Origin of the sequence: Streptomyces sp. ActVer, from assembly GCF_027270795.1 — a bacterium.
Classification (GTDB): Bacteria; Actinomycetota; Actinomycetes; order Streptomycetales; family Streptomycetaceae; genus Streptomyces; species Streptomyces umbrinus_A.
The window spans coordinates 1-20,303 of record NZ_JAPWHT010000164.1; the positions used below are offsets into that span (position 1 = coordinate 1).

Genomic DNA, 20,303 nt, shown 5'->3' on the forward strand with positions numbered 1-20,303 from the left:
GCCCGCCATCAAGGCGGGCGAGGGCGACGGCTTCATCTCGGCGTGCGTGGAGATGGTGTCCCGCTTCACGAAGGGCAACCCCGACAGTGTAGGTGCGTGAAGCGGACGGCGACGGGGAGACCGGGACGGGCGCGCTCGGGGAGTCCGTCGGACCGGGCGGGGCCGGGGAGTTGGTGAGCGGCGGCGGGCTCGCGGTGGCCGCGTCCCGGGCCAGGGCGTCGAAGTCGACGAGACCGGTGGCCTCCAGGACCGTGATGTGGTCCAGGACCGTGCTGTTCGCGTCGTCGGCGAGGCCACGGACGAGCGAGTTGCGGGTGCTCGCGCGGACCTGGGCGACCAGGCCGAAGACCTTGCCGTGCGCCTTGCGCAGGATGTTCGCGAACTGGACGTCGTACTCCTCGCCCCGTGCCGCGCTCAGCGTGCCGAGCCACGCCTGCTGCTGCTCGTTGGGCTGGTTGGGCAGCTGGAGCCCGAGCCGCGAGGCCACTTCGCGCACACGCTCGTCCAGGAACGTGTGCCCCTCGACGAGGTGCTCGCCCGCCGTCTTGACCGCCTGTGTCGTGCCGCGCTCCTCGGCCTGCTGGCCGGCGGGCAGCTCCCACAGGCCCGCGAGCCGCACCTTGGTGACGAACTCCCGGTCCAGCGCGGACAGCGGACCGTACCTCGTCGACAAGGTCTGGGCGTTCAGCGTGTCCACACCGGTGCCCGACCGGTCCGAGTACGACCAGACCGGGAAGATCAGCGCCACGAGGGTCGCCGCCAGGCCCGTGACGATGAGCCCGGTGCCGCTGAACAGTCCCCGGCTGTTGATGGATCGCATGGTGCCTCCTGTTGCGGCACCGCACGTTAGTGCGCTTCGGGTTGGAGCTGGAATATTACTGCGCGGTGTACGTCAACTGAGGTACGGGTTCGGACGGTTGCCGTACGAATCCGGACAGACGGCCGCAGGCAGGGTGTTTTCGCAGGTGGCAGGCGGTGCGGCGGCGCGCGGCCCACGACGGGCGGGCTTTCGTGCACCACGCGCACACGCGGGGTGCGCCCGGCGCCGGACGGATGCGAGCCCGCGCGCCCGGCCGTCGGGGAGCGGCACTGAGCAGGCAGGGGGCCCGCTGCTCTGTACAGATCCGGCGCCCGTGTCGCCCGGTGAGCGATGTCACGCGGTGACGAAGGCCTCTACGCCCGGTGTCGACTCGTTCTCAACGCCCCGGGCGGAACCCCGTCATCGCCTCCGCAGGACGTGCCTCATCGCCTCAGCAGTACCCGTCGCGTGGCGCGCGCCAGCCGGGCCGCCGGGTGCTGCGACAGCGGCGCGGGACCCGAGCGCTCCAGCCACCAGTCGCTCACCCGCCGTCGTACCTCCGGGTCCTCCAGCCGGCCGCCCAGCAGCAGATGCTCGGCGAAGTCCAGCGCGTCCCGCCGGTAGCCGCCGGTCATCGGGTGGCCGTGCGCGTACGCGACGAACGACTTGCGGTACGCCTCCGCCAGAATCTCCGGCAGCTCGGGCGCGACCTTGGCCACGACATCGGCCCGCTTGCCCGCCAGCGCCCGGGCCTGCACGGACAGCCGGGTCCCGTCGAAGCCCTCCGGCACGGGCGTCCCGGCGACCAGCGCGGACAACAGGGCCGCCTGCGCGAGGGCGAGCCGCTGGCGGGAGAGTTCGGTGGAGGGTGACGCCTTCGGTGCGTCATCGGAATCCGGGTCGGTGGTTCCGGATGCGTCGGAGGCATTGGAAGCGTCGGAGGTCTCGGAGGCGGCGGTCTCGGATGCGGCATCGGCGGGCACCGTCGGAACCACCGAGAGAGCCCCCTTCTCCACCGTCTCCCGGATCGCCGTCAGCTCTCGCTCCAGCTCGGCCGGCGCGGGGAAGTTCTCGTCGCGCTCCAGGAGTACGCCCGGCGGGCGGACCCGGGAGGACAGGTCGGCGAGGATCGCGAGGACGGCGGGCGGCACGGCGTGGGCGTGGCTGTCGTGCCAGACGCCGTCGCGTTCGAAACCGCCGGCGACGTGGACGTACGCGATCGCCTCGACGGGCAGTTCGTCCAGGGCCTTGGCGGGGTCCTCGCCGCGGTTGACGTGGTTGGTGTGGAGGTTGGCCACGTCGATGAGGAGGCGTACGCCGGTGCGGTCGGCCAGGTCGTACAGGAACTGTCCCTCGGTCATCTCCTCGCCCGGCCAGGAGATCAGTGCCGCGATGTTCTCGACCGCGAGCGGCACGGGCAGCGCGTCCTGGGCGATGCGGATGTTCTCGCAGAGGACGTCGAGGGCGTCCCGGGTGCGGGGGACGGGCAGCAGATGCCCGGCCTCCAGGAGGGGCGAGGCGGTGAGGGCCCCGCCCGCACGGACGAACGCGATGTGCTCGGTGACCAGAGGGGAGCCGAGGGCCTCGGCGGCCGCCGCGAGATCGGCGAGCTTTCCCTCGTCGGGGCGGTCGGCGCCGCCGAGGCCGAGCGACACCCCGTGCGGAACCACCGTGACGCCGCGCTCGCGCAGCCGCACCAGCGACTCGGGGAGGTGCCCCGGGCACACGTTCTCCGCGACGGCCTCGACCCAGTCGATGCCGGGCATGCCCTCCACGGCCTCCGCGATCTCCGGCCGCCACCCGATTCCCGTACCCAAGTGCTTCATCTCGTCCCCCTCCTTCACCACGGCTTCACCAGGACCTGTGCGTCGTCTCCTTCGACGGACCTGTGTTCCGGCGTGACCGGGTCATGGCCCCGGGAAGCGGGGCCGAACCCATCGGCGGGGACGTTCAGAGCAACATTTGAGCTTCGGGACGCGGGCGGCGGTCACGCCCCGCTACGGCGCGGACGAGGACTCAGTCGAGACCGGGTTGTCCGGGTCCTCGGCCTCCGGCCGGTTCGTGTTGACCGTGCCCGGTGCACCCGGTGAAGGCCGTGAGGTGGTCTGGATGTCGCCTGTGGCCTCCGCGGGCGGCGCCGCGGGCGGAGCCACGCCCGAGACCGGCGGCGGCGGACCACTCGGGCTGGCCGTCGATCCGGCCACCGAGTCGTTGGCGATCGCGTCGAAGTCGATCGCGCCGGTCTTCTCAAGGACCGTGATGTGATCCAGCACGGTCTGGTTGGTGTCCGAGGCGAGCTGACGCACCAGCGTGTTGCGCGTCTGGTTCCGGACCGTGCCGATCACCGGAAAGATCTTGCCGTGCGCGGACCGGAGCAGGTTCGCCCACACCTTCACGTAGTCCTCGTCCGACGCCGCGGACATCTGGTTCAGCCAGCCCTGCTGCTGCTCGGTGGGCTGGTTCGGCAGCTCGAGACCGAGATCCCGCGCGACGCTGCGTGCGCGCTTGTCGAGGTCGGTATGACCGACGATCAGGTGGTCGGCCGCCTCCCGCACCGGACCGCTCGGGAAGCGCTCGGCAGCCTGCTGGCCCGCCGGCAACTCCCACAGACCTGCCAGCCGCACGCGGTTGATCAGGTCGCGGTCATTGGCGGTCAGCGGCCCCCAGCGCGTCGGTACGGTTCCGGAGGCGAGGTTCGCCTGCCCCGTACCGGCGCGGTCGGCGTACGACCACACCGGGAACGCGAGCGCGCCGAGTGTGCCGACGAGTGCCACGATGACGAGGGCCGTGCCGTTGATACGCCGCAAAGGTGCCTCCCGGGATATGCCAACTGGTCGTTGGGAATCTGTGCTTGGCCAGCGCAGGGAGATACGTGCGGGGCGGTCGGTGTGTTCAACAGCTGATGTTTGGTGAGTCACTTTTGTTGTTCGGGCGTGTCGAGAGGGCCGGGCGGACCTGCCCGGTCCTCTCGACACGCTGTCGGATCGGCTCGCTCAGCTGAACGGGTCGAGCGTGATGTACGCCGTCTGCGGGTTGTTGTCGTTGACGAGCGACTCGTGGTTGCCGACGTCGTCGAAGGCGAAGCCGTACGCCTTGCCGTCGACCATCTGGGCGTGGATCTTCCGCGAGTAGTGGTTGGTCACGCTGTCCTGGTAGAAGCCCGCGGAACTCGTGTCGGGCTGGTTGGGGTTGGTCAGGAGCGTGGAGCGGTTGAAGCCCGCGCACAGGGTGCGGGAGATCGGGCCGCGTACCAGGTCGTTCGGCGCGTCCAGCAGCTTGTAGCAGCCGAAGACGCTGTCGGAGTCGGGCTTCTGGAAGCTGGTGACGACGGCGCCGGAGCCGTTGGTGAAGTTCATGACGTTGCCGGAGACCCTGCCGTAGTACTTGGTACCCGGCTGGTCGGCGAACGGTGTCACCGTCAGTGTGGAGGTGGAGTACTTGGACCACACCCGGTTGATGTAGTCGTTCATGACCGAGGCGGGCAGGGCGCCTGCCTCGATGCCGTGGCCGGGTGCGAGGGCCCGCAGGATGGTTCCGTCGGACCGGGTTCTGATGAGGTTGGCCCAGCCGCCGGGCTGGCTCCTCAGCGCGTTGAAGAAGCCGTTGTAGCCGCCCGGCTTCAGGTGACCGGTGTTCTTGGTGGCGCCGGCGGTGTTCTTGACGCCGACCGCGTACGGGGCCGAGAACATGTCGACCTGTGTGCTGTTGATCCACAGTCCGGCGTCGTTGAGCGTGTACTCGGTCCAGTTGAAGAGGATGTTCACGTTCGGGTCGGACGGGTTCTGCACCGCGGGCTGTACGAGACCGCCGGTGGTCAGCTTGAAGACGAGCTTCTGGCCGTAGGAGAAGTAGACCCGGCCGGAGAACTTGGGCATCCGGATCGTCTTGGTCTGGCCGTTGGCCGGTCCGGCGATCGACGCGTCGGGGGCGGGGGTCGGTGGGTTGCCGCCGGCGGGCCAGGCGTGGAACGTGCCGTTCGCGTCGGCCCAGCCCTGCTGGCCGGTCGAGAGCAGGGTCCCGATGTTGTAGATGTACACCTGATCGCCGCGCCCGGAGGTGTTCTTGATTTCGAGCGGGATGGTCGTGGGCACCGCGGCTTCGGCGCGGGATGCGGGGCCCACCGTCGTGAGTCCCGCGGTGACCGTTGCCGCGGCGACCAGGGCCACCAGCGCTTTCCGTAGGGCAAGCACGCTCGTCCTCCTGACAGGTGGGCTTCTCCCACCGGAGTCGAAATGCGACGGACGGATGGTCGGGGGCCGCGTCCCGTCATGGGGAGGCAAGGGCGGCGTGGCCCCTTCCGGTCCATTTGAGAGCGCTCTCAGAGTGGTCCTGATGAGTGGGACACGTCAAGGTCTAGACCAAGATGGTCATCGTCGGGCCCGAACAGGTCACGGCGAACAGGTAGTAGAGGACCAGTCGCAGCGAACTGGTCACGGCGAACCGGTCACAGTGACGGGCCGTGGGTCCAGGCGCCGGTGAGCAGCGTGGCGTGCACCGGCATCTCGCGCAGGGTCCGGGCGTCCGCGGTGAGCGGGTCGGCGTCGGTCACCACCAGGTCCGCCCGGTCGCCGACCCGGATCAGCCGCTGCCCCCGGGACGAGCCGGCGAGGGCGGCCGCCACCGGTATCCGCTGCTCCGGGTGCCACGGCGGGCGCTCGTCGCCGGTCCGGGTCACGGCGGACGCCATGGTCAGCCAGGGGTCGAGCGTGGCGACGGGGGCGTCGGAGCCCAGCGCCAGGACGGCCCCGGCGTCGAGCAGGTCGGCGAAGGCGTACGCCCGGTGGGTCCGGCCCGCCCAGTGCCGGTCGGCGACGTCCCGGTCGTCCACCGCGTGGGTGGGCTGGATGCTCACGGTGACGCCCAGTTCGGCGAAGCGCGGGATGTCCTTGAGAGCGAGCAACTGGCCGTGCTCGATCCGGCCGTGGCAGCGCACCGCCTCGAACGCGTCGAGGGTCATCTCGTTCGCTCGGTCCCCGATCGCGTGGACCGCGGGCTCGATCCCGTGGGAGGAGGCGTGGCGCAGCAGGGACACCAGCTCCTGCGGGGGCAGTTGCTCCAGTCCGTGGGAGCCGGGCTCGCCGGGAACCGCGCCCGGGTACGCCTCGTGGCACAGCGCGGTACGGGTGTTGAGCGAGCCGTCGGTGAGCAGCTTGAACGGCCCGACCTCCAGCAGTCCGCCGGGGGTGTCCAGGGTCTGGCCGGTGCGGAGCCCGCGCCCGATCGCCGCCTCCAGCTGCGGGGACCAGATGGAGGCGGCCACGCGGAGCGGCACCGAGGCACCGTTCATCCGGCGGGTCCAGTCCGCGATGTTGTCGGCGTACTCGAAGTCGACGATGCCGGTGATCCCGCGCGCGGCGGCGGCGACGCAGGCCTCCTGCACCCATTGGTCCGTCAACTCCACCGAGGCGGTGGGGAGTTGGGCCATGGCCTGGATGCACTCGTCCTCGCGCAGCAGTCCGGTGGGGTGGTCGCCGCGCCCGACCAGGGCGAGCCCGGCCGAGTTGAGCCAGGCGGAGTGCAGATCCATGCTGATCAGCAGGGCGGGACGGTCCGGGACGAGGGCGTCGAGGAGATCCTTGTGGGGTGCGTCCGGCCACAGTCCGTCACGGAAGCCGTGGCCGATCATCGGCTCACCGGCCGGCAGGGCCGCGGCCTGCCGGCCGACCGCGTCCGCGGCCTCCCGCGCCGAGCGGGCGCCGGACACGTCGAGCCGCCGGCGCAGGCCCGCCCACTGGACCATGTGTACGTGCGAGTCCCACAGCCCCGGCAGCAGCGTACGGCCGTCGAGGTCGAGGCTCTGCCCGTCCGCGCGCGGTGCTTCGCCCGCCGGAAAGACGGCCCTGACGAGACCGGACTCGATACGGACGTCGCTCAGTGGTCCGCCCGCGCCGAGGTGGACGCGGCGCAGGGTGAGCGGTCGGGCGGTGGCCGAGGGGGCGCCGGGCGCCGCGGTGTTCGGGTCGGTCACGGTGTTCGGGTCGGTCACGGCTTCCTCCGGATGTCGCGCATGGCGCGGGCGAGTTCGGGAACGGCGTACGGCCGGCCGGATTCGAGGGCCCCGGCGAGGCGGAGGGCGATCTCCTCGCGCTCGTCCTGACTGAGTTTCGCCTTGGCCGTCACCTTCGTGGCGGGCAGCCGGAATCCGGTGACGGCGGCGGCGATCCGGTGGGCGTAACAGCTCCTGGACCGGGGCCTGTTCCAGGATGCGCCCGGCGTACATGATCGCGACCCGGTCGGCGGCGCCCGCGGCGAGTCCCAGGTCGTGGGTGATCAGCAGCAGGGCGGACGTGTTGTCGTCGGCGTCCGGATGGCTCCAGTGCGGGACCTCGGTGACGAAGCAGAAGGTGCCGTAGCGCTCGGCGTACGCGGCGCTCGACGAGCCCGCGATCCTGGCGGCGGCGTCGATACCGAGCCCTTCGAGATAGTCGTACGCGTCCTTCATGTCGGTGCAGCCGTAGACGGCGGGGGAGTATACCGGGGCGTGGGCGGCCTCGGGTTCGCCGGTCGCCAGCGGCATGCCGAGGGAGGCCGGTATCTCGGTCAGGACTCCGTACGGCTCCGCGGCCGGACGGTTCATGTAGTAATAGACGCCGCCCGCCTCGCAGTTGTGCAGAATGGTCAGGAAGCGCGGCCGGGTGGCGTCCAACAGCCGCACCAGCGCCAGGGTTTCGGGCAGTACGCGGTCGAACCACGCCTTCTTGCAGGCGAACGGGAAGGTCCACTCGGCCTGCTCGTTGCCGGCGGGCCGGTAGAAGTGGCGCCCGTAGTTGCGCTTGTCGGTCGGGGTGGCGAACCAGCCCTCGTTGAGACGGGCCCCGTCCGGGTCGATGCAGGGCACGATGTGCCAGGCCCCGCCGAAGTGCCCGCGCAGTCCCGGGCTTTCGCACAGGGCCCTGGCCAGGTGCAGGGCGGCCACCGCGCCGACCGGCTCGTTGGGGTGCACCCCAACGACGACGACGTATCCGCCGTCCCCGTCCGTCGTGAGGCTCGCGGGTCCTTCGCCGAGGGTGGAGGTGCCGATCCGGTTCTCGGTCTCCAGGCCGGGATGGGCCTGGGCCAACTGCCTGAAGGGGCAGCGGAGGGTGATGGGCCCGGGGCGGGCCCCGGGCCCGTCAGGCGCCGGTCAGGCGCCGGGGACGGTGTCCTCGAACCTGGTGCCCGCGCTGCGGTACGCGTTGAGCTTGGCGGTGACCTGGGCCGGCGTGAGGACCTGGTCCTTGACGTGCATGACGTAGTCGACCTGCTGGTCGTACGCCCGCGCGGTGGTGCTGGTCTGGCCCGCGAGGTCGATCAGCCACTGGTTGAAGTTGATCGACATCGGCCGCTCCGGCAGGTACTGGGCGCCGTGGGTGCCGAAGAGCTGTCCGTCGACGTAGTACTTGATGGTGCTGCTGTCGATGGTCAGCACCAGGTCGTGCCAGCCGCTGAAGCTCTGGCGGGCCTCGGTGTGCTGGTTGACCGCCACCCACGGGTCGGCCTGGTAGGTCTCCCAGGACGTCGTGTAGAGGATGTTGGCCGGCTCGCCCCAGCCGCCGTTGGGCAGGTACTCGAAGTCGTACTCGGCGTAGTCGTCCGCCATCGGGGCCTTGAGGTCGTTGATCGTGAAGAACGTCTGGACGAGACGGTCGCCGTCCGGGCCGTACTTGGGCGCGTCGTTGAACCTGACGCGGGCCGCGTAGGTGCCGTTCTTGAACTTCATCGACTTGGTGAGGATCTCGGTCTGCTCGGTGCTCGCCGCGGTGCCGGCGGTCGAGGTCTCCAGGTTCATGACGGAGTTGCCGCCGGTGGTGGCGAAGGTGATGTTCTCGGGCGCCCAGGTGGCGCCGGGCACGCCGGGGCCACCGGAGTTGGAGCGCACGTTCCAGCCGTTCGCCGAGATCCTCGGGTCGGTGTGGCCGCTGTAGTTGAAGTCGTCGAACAGCGCGGCGCCCTCGGCCGGAGGATCGGTCGGCGGGTCGGTGGGCGGATCCGTCGGCCCGTTGCCCGCCGGGGCCTGGCCCCACAGGAGCGTGCCCGCCAGCTGGGCCGTGACCTTGGTCCAGTCCCCGTACGACGTCCGGGAGGCGCCGAAGGAGTAGTCGTCGCTCTGGTTCAGCGACGCCCAGTTCGACTGGTGGAAGCGCAGCTGCAGGTCGCCGGTGTCGGCGCCCGGGGCCAGCGAACCGGCACCGGAGGCGAAGCCGATCTCCAGGTAACGGTCGGCCGTGGCGGTCGGGTTGGCGAGTGTGCCGAAGGTGCCCGTGACGTTGGCGCAGCCCTTGACGGCCCAGGAACAGGCGAAGCGGTAGGTCGCGCTCGCAGAGTCCGCCTTGAAGTAGTAGCGGACCTTGACGCCGCTCAACTGCACGCTCGTGGTGCCGGTGTTCGTCACCTTGAACCAGGGTTCGGCCTGGTCGGCGCCGGCTCCCGTGGCGCTCGTACGGTACTGGACGCTCAGCCCGTCGGCGGCAGCGCTCGCGGTGGTGGGGAGTGCCGTGAGCGCGGCGGCGCCCATGGCCACGGCGACGGCGGTGTGTGCGGTGGCGCGCAGCCTCTTCTTCGCGAATCTCATCGTTGTTCCTCTCCAGAAAGGTGGGGGTGATTCCCGGAACGGACAGGTCAGGGGTGGCGGTGGATGCCGAGCGCGTCCAGCCGGGCGGTGTGCTCGCCGAGTCGGGCACGGAAGTCGGCCCAGTCGGTCTCGCCGCTCCAGCCACGGTCGGCGAGGGCGCACAGCCGCGGGTAGGTGAGGTACTCGATGTGGGCGGGCGTGGTCACGAACTCGGTCCACAGCTGAGTCTGGGTGCCGAGCACCCGCCCGGCCGCCTCGGCGTCCGCGTCCTCGGGGACGGGGTCGTGGGCGTGGACCGCGCGCAGATCGACGACGGTGCCGGGCTGGGCCGGCGGCTCGTGGGGGTCGTCGGACTGGGCGTGGTCGAGGTACGTGGCCCGGTGGTACGCGTTGATCACGGGGTGGCCGCGGCGGGCCGCCGTCAGGGTGTGGGACGGGTCGCGCCAGGTCATCACGGTGAAGTCCAGGGGCAGTTCGGCCCCGGTCTCGGCCCAGCCGACCGGTCGGCGTCCGCGGCGGACGAGGAAGTCGCCGATCTGTCCGAGGAACCACCCGTGCAGCGCCTCGGCGTTCGGCAGGCCCTCCGCCACCGCTCGTTCGCGTGCGGCGACACTGTGCGTCCACTCGGCGGTGGGGCACTCCTCGCCGCCGAGGTGGATGTACGGCGACGGGAAGACGTCCATGACCTCTTCGAGGACGGTGCGGCAGAAGTCGAGGACCTCGTCGTGGACACCGAGGACGGTGTCGCACACACCCCAGCGCGTCCAGACGTCGAGGGTGCGCTCCGGGTGGTTGCCCAGTGAGGGATAGGCGGCGAGGGCGGCGCGTACGTGCCCCGGCATCTCGATCTCCGGCATGACGGTGACGCCGCGAGCGGCCGCGTACCGCACCAGACCGGCGAGTTCGGCCCGCGTGTACGCCCCACCGTGCGGGACGCCGTCGTACGTGCCGCTGCCGGCCGGGCCCGTCTGGGACTCGGCGCGATGGCCACCGATCTCGGTGAGCTTGGGGCGGGCGGCGACCGGCATGCGCCAGCCCTGGTCGTCGGTGAGGTGCAGATGAAACACGTTGATCTTGTGCAGGGCCAGCACGTCGACGTACCGGCGCAGACAGGAGACGGGCTGGAAGTGGCGTGCCACGTCCAGCATCGCGCCGCGCCAGGGGTGCCGGGGGTGGTCGGTGATCTCGGAGCACGGCAGCAGCCACGGAGTGTTGCCCTGCGGAGTCTCCGACAGGGCCTGTGGGGGCAGGAGTTGACGGATCGTCTGGATACCGCGCAGCAGACCGGTGAGGTGCGCGGCGCGCAGCAGTACGGCGTACGGGGCGATCGTGAGGACGTATCCCTCGTCGCCCAGGCTGCCGCCGAGGCCGGAGTCGACGGCCAGCCTCAACTGCCCGCTCGGGGACGGTGGCAGGGCCAGTCCGGTGGCGGGGGCGAGCAGCGTGCGCAGCACCTCCGCGGCCGGTTCGGTGCCCGCGCCGATGTTCAGGGCGGTGTGGTCGTCCAGCGTGAAGTACCCCGGCCGCAGCACGGTCTCGGTGGGGCGGGGGACGAGGGTGATTGCGGACGGGTGTGCGGGCACGGATCGCCTCCGGAACGAAGCTCGCGGGGGAGTGTGCTGGGGGAGTGTGCGGGGTCAGCCCTTGACCGCGCCGGCGGCGAAGCCCGAGGTGACATGGCGCTGGAGCACCAGGAACACCACGAGTGCCGGGGCGGCGAAGAGGGTCGAGGCGGCCATGGTGGCGCCCCAGTCGGTGCCGAACACGTTCTGGAACGAGGACAGCCACACGGGCAGGGTGCGGTTGTCCTGCTGCTTGATGATCAGGAAGTTGGCGTACGTGAACTCGTTCCAGGCGGTGATGTAGCCGAACAGCGAGGTGGCCATCAGGCCCGGGGCGAGGAGCGGGAACGCGATGTGCCGGAACGCGCCGAGCCGGGTGCAGCCGTCGACCTGGGCCGACTCCTCCAGCTCCGGGGGGATCGTGTCGATGAAGCCGCGCAGGACGATCAGGGTGAAGGGCAGCGTCATCATGAAGTAGACGAGGGTCAGGGTCGGCAGCCGGTCGAGCATGTCGGTGTCCCGGGAGATGATGTAGACCGGGATGATCAGCGACTCCCAGGGCGCCATCTGGGCGATGAAGACCATGAGCACGAACTGCCGGCGCCCCCTCCACCTCATCCGGGCGACCGCGTAGGCGGCCCCGAGCGCGATGACGAGGGCGAGCGCGACGGCGCTCAGTGTGACGAGGACGCTGTTGCGCCAGAACAGACCGAAGCCGTCGGCGCCGACGGCCGTGCGGAAGTGGTCGAGCGTCCAGCTCTCCGGCAGGAGCCGGGGGTTGTCGGACTGGATGTCGCGGCTCGGGGTGAACGCGGTGGCGACCATCCAGTAGACCGGGAACAGGCACACCGCGACCGTGACCACGGCGGCGGCGTTCAGTGGCAGTCGGCGGACGCGGAGCCGGGTGGTGGTGGTCATGAGAGCTCGTCCTCCTGGCGGAACATCTGGCGGAAGTAGAGGACGAGGACGCCCGACATCAGCACGACGGTGACCATGGAGGCCGCCGATCCGAGGTCGTAGCGCTGGCTCGACAGGGCGGTCTGCACCGCGTACACGGGCAGGATCGTGGTCGCGTCGCCCGGCCCGCCGTTGGTCATCACCCAGATCTGGACGAACGCCTTGAAGGTCCAGATCACTTCGAGCGAGAGCACGAGCATGAAGATCGGCCGGACGATCGGATAGGTGATGGAGCGGAAGATCCGCGGCCCCGACGCCCCGTCGAGCCGCGCCGACTCGTACAGCTCGGTGGGGACGGTGGTGAGGGCCGAGTAGAGGGTGATCGCCGCGAACGGCACGGACTGCCACACGATGAGGGCGACCAGGATGGCGAACGCGGCCGGTCCGTGCGCGAACCAGGGGTAGCGGTCGAAGGACTCGAACCCCAGGTCCGTCAGGACCGCGTTGACGATGCCGAACTCCGAGTGGAACAGCCACTGGAAGACGGTGGTCGCCGCGATGACGGGCATCGCCCAGGTCAGCACCAGCGCGCTGAGGACCGCGATCCGCCCGAACCGGCCCAGCCGCTCGATCATCAGCGCCACCAGCGTGGAGAGCACCATGATCAGTACGACGTCGACCGCCATGAAGAGGAACGTGCGGCGCACGACCTCCCAGAAGCGGCTGTCCCCGAGCAGCGTCTCGTAGTTCTTCAGTCCGACGAACCGCGCGTCGCCCAGGATGAGCTGGCGCAGTCCGAAGTCCTGCAGCGAGATCACCACCGCGCGGACCAGGGGATGGACGAGCAGGTAGAGCGTGCCGAGGACGGCGGGTGTGATCAGGACGTACGGCCATATCCCGCGGCCCCCGTCCTGCGACGGGCCGCGCCGTCCTGGGCCGGTGGTGCGCCGGGGGCGAGGGGCGCTCGGTGGGGGGTGGGGCGCGGTCTGCTCTCGGACGGCCGACACGGCACTCCTCCTCCGGTGCGTTGGCGGTTCCGGTGCGTGGGCGGTTCCGGTGTTCGGCGGTCAGGAGCCGGAGTTCATCGCCGTGGTGATGGCGTCGGACGCGGTGGCGGCTTCCTTCTCGGCGTCGCCTCCGGTGAGAACGGCCGTCATGTAGTCCTTGATCGGGTTCTTGGCCTCGACGGCGGCCCAGCCCGGTGTGTTGGGTGTGGCATGGCCCTCGGCGGCGCCGACCGCCATGGCCGAGGCACCCGGGTCGGAGGCGACCGCGTCGGCCAGGGTGGTCTTGTTCGGGACGTAGCTCATGGCGACGGCGAGCTTCTTCTGCCAGGCGTCGCCGGTGAGTTCCTTGATGAACGTGTAGGCCGCGTCCTGCTTGGCGGAGGCCGTCGGGATGACCAGGTCGGAGCCGCCGGTGAAGACGGCACCCGGTGTCCCGGCGGTCTTCCCCGGGATCGGGAAGAAGCCGAGCTTGCCCTTCAGTTCGGGGTTGTTCTCGATGACGACGTTGGCGCCGCCGGGAGTTGAGATGACCTGGGCGACCTTCCCCTTGGCCATGACGTCCGCCTGCGGAGGGCTGTCCTCGTCGGAGTCCTTGGGGCCCTTGCCGAGTGCCTGGAGCTTCTCGTAGAACTCCATGCCGCGGATCGCCTCGGGGGTGTCGAGGGTGCCCTGCCACTTGCCGCCGGACCCGGTGGCGAGGTCACCCCCCTCGTCCCAGACGAAGCCCGCGAGGGCGTACCACATCTGACCGGGCAGATAGATGCCCTGCGTGTCACCGGAGTTGAGCTTCTTGGTGGCGGCGATCCACTGGTCGCGCGTCTTGATCGCGGCCGGGTCGACACCCGCCTCCTTGAAGAGGTCGGTGCGGTGGATGACGACGCGGTTGGCGGCGTAGTACGGGATGCCGTACTGCTTGCCCTCGTAGGCGCCAGGCTCCGCGAGGCCCTTGAGCCAGTCCTTGCCCCCGAGTTCGTCGACCTTGTCGCTCAGGTCGAGCAGGCCCCCGCTCTGCGCGAACTGGGCGACCTGGGTGTTGCCGGTCTCGATCACGTCCGGCGCGTCACTGCTGGCGAGGGCCGCCGTGACCTTCTCGCCGATCCCGTCCCACTCCTGGATCTGCACCTTGGCCTTGATGTCCGGGTGAGCGGCCTCGAAGCCCTTGACGAAGTCCTTCTGGAACTCGGCCGAGACGCTGTCGCGCATCAGCCAGACGTCGATGGTGGTGCTCCCGCCGGAACTGCCGTCGGAGTCGTCGGAGGAACTGCTGCAGGCACTCAGCCCGGCGGTCATCACAAGCACGGACACACCGGCAAACAAGCGGAGCTTCACGGTTCACCTCTGGAGGACATGACCCAACCACCTGACCAGTGAAGCCCACTGGACAGCTCACCTCTTGATGCGGGGATGAAACTGGCATAGACCAATCAGTGGCGTCAACCCCCTGCGCCTGCTGGGTTTTTGACACCTGGGCCGGTCAGGGCCTGGGCGATCACCGTTCGGCAGCGGTTACACTTCGCCCCACCAGGAGGGCAGTTGCGCGCGACCACTGGTCAACTGGTAAAGCGGCTGGCGCGCATGAGGGGGCACGGCATGAAGGAAGACGCACCAGGTGCGGTCCTCAAACGGGAGCGGGTCCGCGACTTCATCCTCGATCTCGTCGAGTCGCGCAGCCCGGGTGACGCGATCCCCTCCGAACGAGCCCTCTGTGCCCGGCTCGGCGTGTCCCGTCCGACCCTGCGCGCGGCGGTCGACGAACTCGTCGCAGCGGGACTCCTGGTGCGGGAACACGGCCGTGGCATGTTCGTGGCGCCCGAGAAGATCACCCAGGAACTCGTCTCCGGCCAGCAGACCATGACGGCCCCCCAGGCCTCCGGGGCCTGGTCGAGCCGCCTCCTGGAGTTCACCACCTTCGCGGCAGGCGCCCGCGTGGGCCGCAAGCTGCGCATCTCACCCGCCGCCGAGATCGTGTACGTGGCACGGCTGCGTCTGGTCGACGGTGCCCCGATGGCCATCGAGCATCTGCACATCAGGGCCGATCTGGTCCCCACCCTCTCCGCCGAGGAACTGGAGGCCGGCGACCTGTACGAGCACCTGCGCGAACAGCACGGCGTGTACGTCCAGGAGGCCGTGCAGGCGATCGAGCCGACCGTCGTCACCCGGGCCGAGGCCGAACTGCTCGACGTGCCCGAGCTGTCCCCGGCACTGCTCTTCGAGCGGCTCACCTCGGACACGACGGGGCAGCCCGTCGAATACGTCCACTCGATCTACCGCGGCGACCGCTACCGCATCGTCTCCCGGCTCACCCTCGACCCCTCGGCGACGGCGCAGCCGGCCCGGCTCGGACACCACCCCGGCATCCCGCCGGGCGACTTCGCACACCGCGACACCATCGCGTCCTCCACACGGGGGGACATCCAGTCGGCACCGTGAGCAGCCGGGCCCCCGGCGGGCTTCTGTCGGTGGTCCGGGGTTACGCGGCCGTCGCCTCGGCCGGTTCCGGTCCGCTCGCCGCTGTGCCCGTGGGCTGCTGAGGCCCCCGGGCGAGGACGTAGGCGAAGAGGGCGGCCATGACGGCGACCCCTGCCCACATGGCGTTCTGCCAGCCGTCGACGAACGACTCCTGGGCGGCACGGACCAGCGACTGCGCCTGGTTGCCGGCCCGGGGCGCGGCGTCGAGGGCGTTGGCGACACCTTCGCGCGCGGTGTCGGCCGGGCCCTCGGGAACGCCGGCGAGCCTGGCATCGATGGCATTGCGGTACCCGGCGGACAGCAGCGCTCCGAGCAGGGCGACGCCGAGCGCGGTGCCGAACTCGCGGGTGACGTCGTTGAGCGCGGACGCGACGCCCTGGCGTTCCCGCGGGAGGGCACTGGTGATGGCCTCGGTGGAGGGCGTCATCGACAGGCCCATGCCGATGCCCATGGCGAGCATCCCGGGGAGGACGGACAGATAGCCGCCGTCGACGGAGACGACGGCGGCCATGAGCGCCAGACCGGCACCGGCCAGGAGGATGCCGGTGGCCATCGTCGCCCGGGGGCCGACGCGCGCGGCCAGCTGCGGGGCGAGCCCGGAGGCCGTCATCATCATGACGGCCATGGGCATCAGCGCCAGCGTGGACAGCAGCCCCGACCAGCCGAGAACGGCCTGGAAGAACGGGAAGAGGACCACGAAGATGCCCGCCTGAACCCCGAAGACCACCAGCAGCGTGATCGAGCCCCCGGCCAGACCGCGCTCACGGAACAGGCGTACATCCAGAAGCGCGGCATCCCGACGACGCAGTTCCCAGGTTACGAAGCCGATGGCGGCGAAGACGCCGACGACCAGGCCGATCAGGGTCGCGGGGGCGGTCCAGCCCCGCTCGGGGCCCTCCTGGAGGACGAAGATGAGCCCGACCACCGCGACGACGGACGTCAGCGCGCCGACGGTGTCGAAGGCGTGCCCGGACCTCTCGCGGGAGTTGGGGACGGACCGCAGCGTCATGGCGAGGGCGAGCACGACGAGCGCGATGGGCAGGACGAACAGCCACCGCCAGCTCACCGCGTCGACCAGGGCGGCCGAGAGGAACATGCCCAGGACGCCACCACCGCCGGCCACACCGGTCCACACCCCGATCGCCCGTCCCCGTTCCTCCCTGGGGAACGTCGAGGTGATGACGGCGAGCGTGATCGGCATGATCATCGCCGCGCCCACTCCGCTGAGCAGCCGAGCGGCGAGCATGACCTCGGTCGACGTGGCCAGACCCGCCACCGCACTGGCGACGCCGAAGACGGTCAGGCCGGTGAGCAGCATGGGCTTGCGGCCGAAGCGGTCGCCGATCGCGCCCAGCGGCAACAGGAGTGCGGCCAGGCTCAGCGTGTAGATGTTGATGATCCACAGGACCGTGCTCTGGGAGGCGTCGAAGGCGACGGCGAGGTCGGGCTGGGCGACGTTGAGCCCGGACACCGACGCGATGACGGCCATCAGCGCGACACAGACGGCGATCAGGATCGTGCGCCGCTGACGCGCGTCGGGTGCGTCGGGTGCGCCCTCGCCGGGAGCGCCGCTCGGGTCGGGGCTCGCTTCGGGAGCCTGGTTCGTACTCATGGATTCCTCGGGATTCTCAAGCAGGCATGCGGATATCGGTTCAGCAGGGCATGCGGGTATCGGCGCCGGACCGGCAGCCGAGGCGCCAGGGGCGATGGGTGACAGGGGTGGGCCCCGTCCTTCGCTCACGCGGTCGGTGAGCGGCGGCCTGCGGGGCCGAACAGGAACGACGCTAAGTGCTTCTTGCTGTGCGGGCATACGATGTTGCCTATGACGCAAGACAATGGCGAGCTGGACAGCCTGGTACGCAAACGCATCCGTGCCCTCCGCGTTGCCCAGGGCTGGTCCCTGGAGGAGCTGGCCACCCGCGCCCAGGTCAGCCAGTCCACGCTCAGCCGCATTGAGACCGGTCAGCGTCGACTGGCCCTGGACCAGCTCGTCACCCTGGCCCGTGCCCTGGACACCTCCCTCGACCAGCTGGTCGAGACCGGCACGGACGACGTCATCTCCAACCCGATGATCGACGCGGCCCACGGGCTGATGCGCTGGCCCATCAAGGCGGAGCCCGGCATGACCGTCGTACGCCAGCGCATGACCGACCCGCCGCCCGACAACCCCGCGCGGATGCGCGCCCACCCGGGCCGCGAATGGCTCGTCGTCCTCTCCGGCACCGCGATCCTGCTCCTGGGCAACCGGCGACTGCGGATCGAGACCAACCAGGCGGCGGAGTTCACCACGATGCTTCCGCACGCCATCGGCGCCGAGGGCGGGCCGTGCGAGATCCTCGGCATCTTCGACCGCGACGCCCGCCGTGGTCACCAGCGCCGCGAGGATGCGGAGAAGGCGAACCGCTCGTCCCCGTCGTCATCTCGGTCGCGGTCCGCGTCACCGTGACTGTGACCGTTTGCGTGTTCCGCAGCTCAGCCGGTCATCGTCTTGCGCATTCCGGAAGCCACCAGGTCACACGCGAAGGGCCCGCCTAGCTTGGGCGCATGAACCACGCCTCCCCGCACACAGCGAGCCATGTTCACGAGCACGACGCAGGCGACCACTCGGAGATCCTCGACCTGGACGCGGAAGTACTCGCCGAACACATCGCGTCCATCACCGCCTGGCTGCCCGTCGGGGCCGGCCCCCGCCACATCGTGGATCTGGGCTGCGGGACCGGAGCCGGCACGTTGGCTCTGCTGGAGCGCTTTCCCGAGGCGGAGCTGACGGCCGTCGATTCCTCGGCCGCTCACCTGCACCGCCTCCAAGAGAAAGCACGGGAGAGGGCACGGGAGGGAGCGCAGGAGAAGGCGGGCGCGGCCGGAGCGGCCGGCCGTCTGCGCATCGTGCGGGCCGACCTCGACGCGACGTCGTGGCCAGACCTGGGCGCGCCGGAGCTGGTCTGGGCATCGGCCTCCATGCACCACATGACCGACCCCGACCGCACCCTGCGCCAGGTCCACGACCTGCTGGCACCGGGCGGGCTGTTCGCCGTCGTCGAGCTGGCCGGCTTCCCCCGGTTCCTGCCGGCCGACGCCCCAGAAGAGGCCCCCGGCCTTGAGGAGCGCTGTCATCTCGCACTCGACCACCACCACGCCGAGCAGGTACCGCACCGAGGCGCCGACTGGGGGACCAAGCTGACGGAAGCCGGCTTCACGGTCGAGGGCGAACGCACCATCACGGTCGACATCGGCCCGCCCCACACCGACGCGGTGGGCCGCTACGCGCTCAGCAGTCTGCGCCGCCTGCGCGGCAGCGCCGCATCCGCCCTGACGGCCGAGGACCTGACCGCTCTCGACCGACTCCTCGACACCGCCAGCCCGCACAGCGTCCTGCACCGCACCGACCTCAGCGTGCGCACCGAGCGCACGGTGTGGGCAGCGCGCCGCACCTGACCCTTACTGGCCGTCGGGACGCGAGTGTTCTAGTCGGCCGACCGGCGCACGTGGTCCGGCCGGAGGGCGCCGACGCGGTCGTATCCCTCGACGGCGACCGTCGTCCCCGGCGCGATCTCCGTGAAGCCCGCGTCCCGTACCAGCGGCAGTCCGCTCGTGGTGAGTTCGGTCCACCGGGCGGGGGCGGCGGTGCGGACCGTGAGGGGGAAGCCCGCCTCGCGCCAGGCCGTGCGGTCCTCGTCCGACAGCTCCCACCAGGCCAGTTGGGCGCCGTGGCCCGCCTGGGCCATCGACTTGCCCGCCGACATGTCCAGGTCCGGGTTCATCCAGAGCACGGGCGCCGCAGGGTCGGCGTCCCCCGGCGGCTCCGGGTCGTCCAGGTCGGTGCCGGAGACCTGGAGACGTGCCAGGTCCTTGGGCCAGCCGTCGAGCGGGACCGGCGGGAAGACCCGGACCTCGGCCGACTTGCCGGTGACGGTGATGCCGGGCAGCGCCCCGGCCCGCCGCCACTCGGCGCCGCGCGCCCGCCGGACGACCTTGCGGATCCGGGCGTCCTGCCAGTCCCGCATCGCCTGCGCCCACTCCCCGTCACCCAGCGACCGCTCGTCGCCGAGCATCACCAGAACGGCACGGGCCGCGGTCTCCAGCGCGTCCGTACGCCCCGGCGGTTCGTTCCGCTCGATGCGGACGACCAGCGGCAGCACGTACTGCGGCGCCTCGTCGCGGGCGGTCCGCTCGTGCCGGAAGGGGCTGTCCTGCGGGGTGCCGTCCGGGGAGTCCCGCGGGGTGTCCCCTGCGTCGGCACCGGAGGCGGTCGTCTGGTCGCTGCTCACGCCCTCCAGTCTGCCAGGCGGAAGATCGGTTCCCTTGACCAGTTCCTCTGACCAGTTCCTCTGGCCCGTTCCTCTGCGCCCACGCGAACGTCCGCGCGAGGATGGGCGCATGAATCGCGAGTTGCTGCTGGAGGGCGTCGGCCGCCGGTACGGTCTCGGCGGCGCCCCATGGGTGCTGCGCGGCGTCGACCTCACGCTGGCCCCGGGCACCCTGACGCGGATCGAGGGCGCCAACGGCACCGGCAAGTCGACCCTGTTGCGCCTGCTCGCCGGGATCGACGCCCCCACCGAGGGCCGTATCACGGGCCGCCCCCGCACCGCGTACGTCCCCGAACGCTTCCCGGCCGCCCTCCCCTTCACCGCGGCCGGCTATCTGATCCACCTCGGCAGCGTCCACGGCCTGTCCCGCGGGGAGGCCGCCGGGGCCGCCGTCGAGTGGCTGGAACGCCTGGGCGCCGCCGAGTACGCCCGTACGCCGATGTCGGAACTCTCCAAGGGCAGCAGCCAGAAGGTCGCGGTCGCCCAGGCCCTGCTCGCCGAACCGGAACTCCTCGTCCTCGACGAGGCGTGGACCGGCCTCGACACGGCCGCCCGCACGGAACTGGAGCGGGCGGTGCTGGAGCGGGCGGTGCTGGAGCGCAGGGCCGCGGGCGGCACGGTGGTGTTCGTCGACCACGACCCGCGACGGCTGGCGGGGGCATCGGACGTGACGTACGCGGTCGAGGACGGCAACGTCCGTACGGTCACGGG

The 20,303-nt window shown here is 70.8% G+C and carries 15 protein-coding genes and 1 pseudogene; 4 read left to right on the plus strand and 12 right to left on the minus strand.

Translation table 11 applies throughout. From position 1 onward, the window contains the following. Positions 1-82: 82 nt before the first annotated feature. From O3Q52_RS25485 to O3Q52_RS25530, 10 genes and pseudogenes are all read right to left on the minus strand, one after another. Positions 83-820, minus strand: a pseudogene (locus O3Q52_RS25485) (DUF4142 domain-containing protein); the annotation flags it as partial. Between the two features lie 422 nt (positions 821-1,242). Further along, positions 1,243-2,625 (minus strand): DUF692 domain-containing protein, encoded by a 1,383-nt coding sequence (locus O3Q52_RS25490; protein WP_269651081.1) that lies wholly within the window; start codon positions 2,623-2,625, stop codon positions 1,243-1,245. A 171-nt stretch (positions 2,626-2,796) separates the two neighbouring features. After that, entirely contained in the window at positions 2,797-3,606 is an 810-nt protein-coding gene (locus O3Q52_RS25495; RefSeq protein WP_269651082.1) for a DUF4142 domain-containing protein, read from the minus strand. 186 nt (positions 3,607-3,792) lie between these two features. Next, positions 3,793-4,989 (minus strand): glycoside hydrolase family 64 protein, encoded by a 1,197-nt coding sequence (locus O3Q52_RS25500; protein WP_269651083.1) that lies wholly within the window; start codon positions 4,987-4,989, stop codon positions 3,793-3,795. 254 nt (positions 4,990-5,243) lie between these two features. Then, positions 5,244-7,859: an amidohydrolase family protein gene (locus O3Q52_RS54205; protein ID WP_332112942.1), complete on the minus strand. Its 2,616-nt coding sequence runs from the start codon at positions 7,857-7,859 to the stop codon at positions 5,244-5,246. Positions 7,860-7,922: 63 nt separating this feature from the next. After that, positions 7,923-9,350 (minus strand): cellulose binding domain-containing protein, encoded by a 1,428-nt coding sequence (locus O3Q52_RS25510; RefSeq protein ID WP_269651084.1) that lies wholly within the window; start codon positions 9,348-9,350, stop codon positions 7,923-7,925. A 47-nt stretch (positions 9,351-9,397) separates the two neighbouring features. Continuing rightward, positions 9,398-10,933 carry a beta-N-acetylhexosaminidase gene (locus O3Q52_RS25515; RefSeq protein ID WP_269651085.1) on the minus strand — a complete coding sequence of 512 codons (1,536 nt, stop codon included), beginning with the start codon at positions 10,931-10,933 and terminating at the stop codon, positions 9,398-9,400. A 54-nt stretch (positions 10,934-10,987) separates the two neighbouring features. Then, positions 10,988-11,830, minus strand: coding sequence for a carbohydrate ABC transporter permease (locus O3Q52_RS25520; RefSeq protein ID WP_269651086.1), 843 nt, complete (start codon positions 11,828-11,830; stop codon positions 10,988-10,990). Continuing rightward, on the minus strand, positions 11,827-12,816 hold the full coding sequence (locus tag O3Q52_RS25525; protein ID WP_269651087.1) for a carbohydrate ABC transporter permease: 990 nt from the start codon (positions 12,814-12,816) through the stop codon (positions 11,827-11,829). Before O3Q52_RS25525 ends, O3Q52_RS25520 begins: the two co-directional genes overlap by 4 nt. Before the next feature lie 60 nt (positions 12,817-12,876). Next, the gene (locus tag O3Q52_RS25530) at positions 12,877-14,145 is read right to left on the minus strand and encodes an extracellular solute-binding protein (protein ID WP_269651088.1); all 1,269 of its coding nucleotides are present in this window, start codon (positions 14,143-14,145) and stop codon (positions 12,877-12,879) included. A 261-nt stretch (positions 14,146-14,406) separates the two neighbouring features. Between O3Q52_RS25530 and O3Q52_RS25535 the strand changes: the two genes are divergently transcribed. Further along, a complete protein-coding gene (locus O3Q52_RS25535) occupies positions 14,407-15,246 on the plus strand; it encodes a GntR family transcriptional regulator (protein ID WP_269651089.1) in 840 nt (279 codons plus the stop codon). Between the two features lie 40 nt (positions 15,247-15,286). Here O3Q52_RS25535 and O3Q52_RS25540 read toward each other — a convergent pair whose 3' ends face one another. After that, positions 15,287-16,897, minus strand: coding sequence for an MFS transporter (locus tag O3Q52_RS25540; protein ID WP_269651090.1), 1,611 nt, complete (start codon positions 16,895-16,897; stop codon positions 15,287-15,289). Between the two features lie 210 nt (positions 16,898-17,107). On the opposite strand from O3Q52_RS25540, the gene O3Q52_RS25545 reads away from it, so the two are divergent. Together O3Q52_RS25545 and O3Q52_RS25550 are read left to right on the plus strand one after the other, a co-directional pair. Then, complete coding sequence (locus O3Q52_RS25545; RefSeq protein WP_269651091.1) at positions 17,108-17,731, plus strand: helix-turn-helix domain-containing protein; 624 nt, start codon at positions 17,108-17,110, stop codon at positions 17,729-17,731. 98 nt (positions 17,732-17,829) lie between these two features. After that, positions 17,830-18,720 (plus strand): trans-aconitate 2-methyltransferase, encoded by an 891-nt coding sequence (locus O3Q52_RS25550; RefSeq protein ID WP_269651092.1) that lies wholly within the window; start codon positions 17,830-17,832, stop codon positions 18,718-18,720. 29 nt (positions 18,721-18,749) lie between these two features. Here O3Q52_RS25550 and O3Q52_RS25555 read toward each other — a convergent pair whose 3' ends face one another. Further along, positions 18,750-19,553 (minus strand): peptidyl-tRNA hydrolase, encoded by an 804-nt coding sequence (locus tag O3Q52_RS25555; RefSeq protein ID WP_269651093.1) that lies wholly within the window; start codon positions 19,551-19,553, stop codon positions 18,750-18,752. A 109-nt stretch (positions 19,554-19,662) separates the two neighbouring features. Here O3Q52_RS25555 and O3Q52_RS25560 point away from each other — a divergent pair. After that, the coding region (locus O3Q52_RS25560; protein ID WP_269651094.1) for an ATP-binding cassette domain-containing protein at positions 19,663-20,303 on the plus strand (641 nt) is incomplete at its 3' end.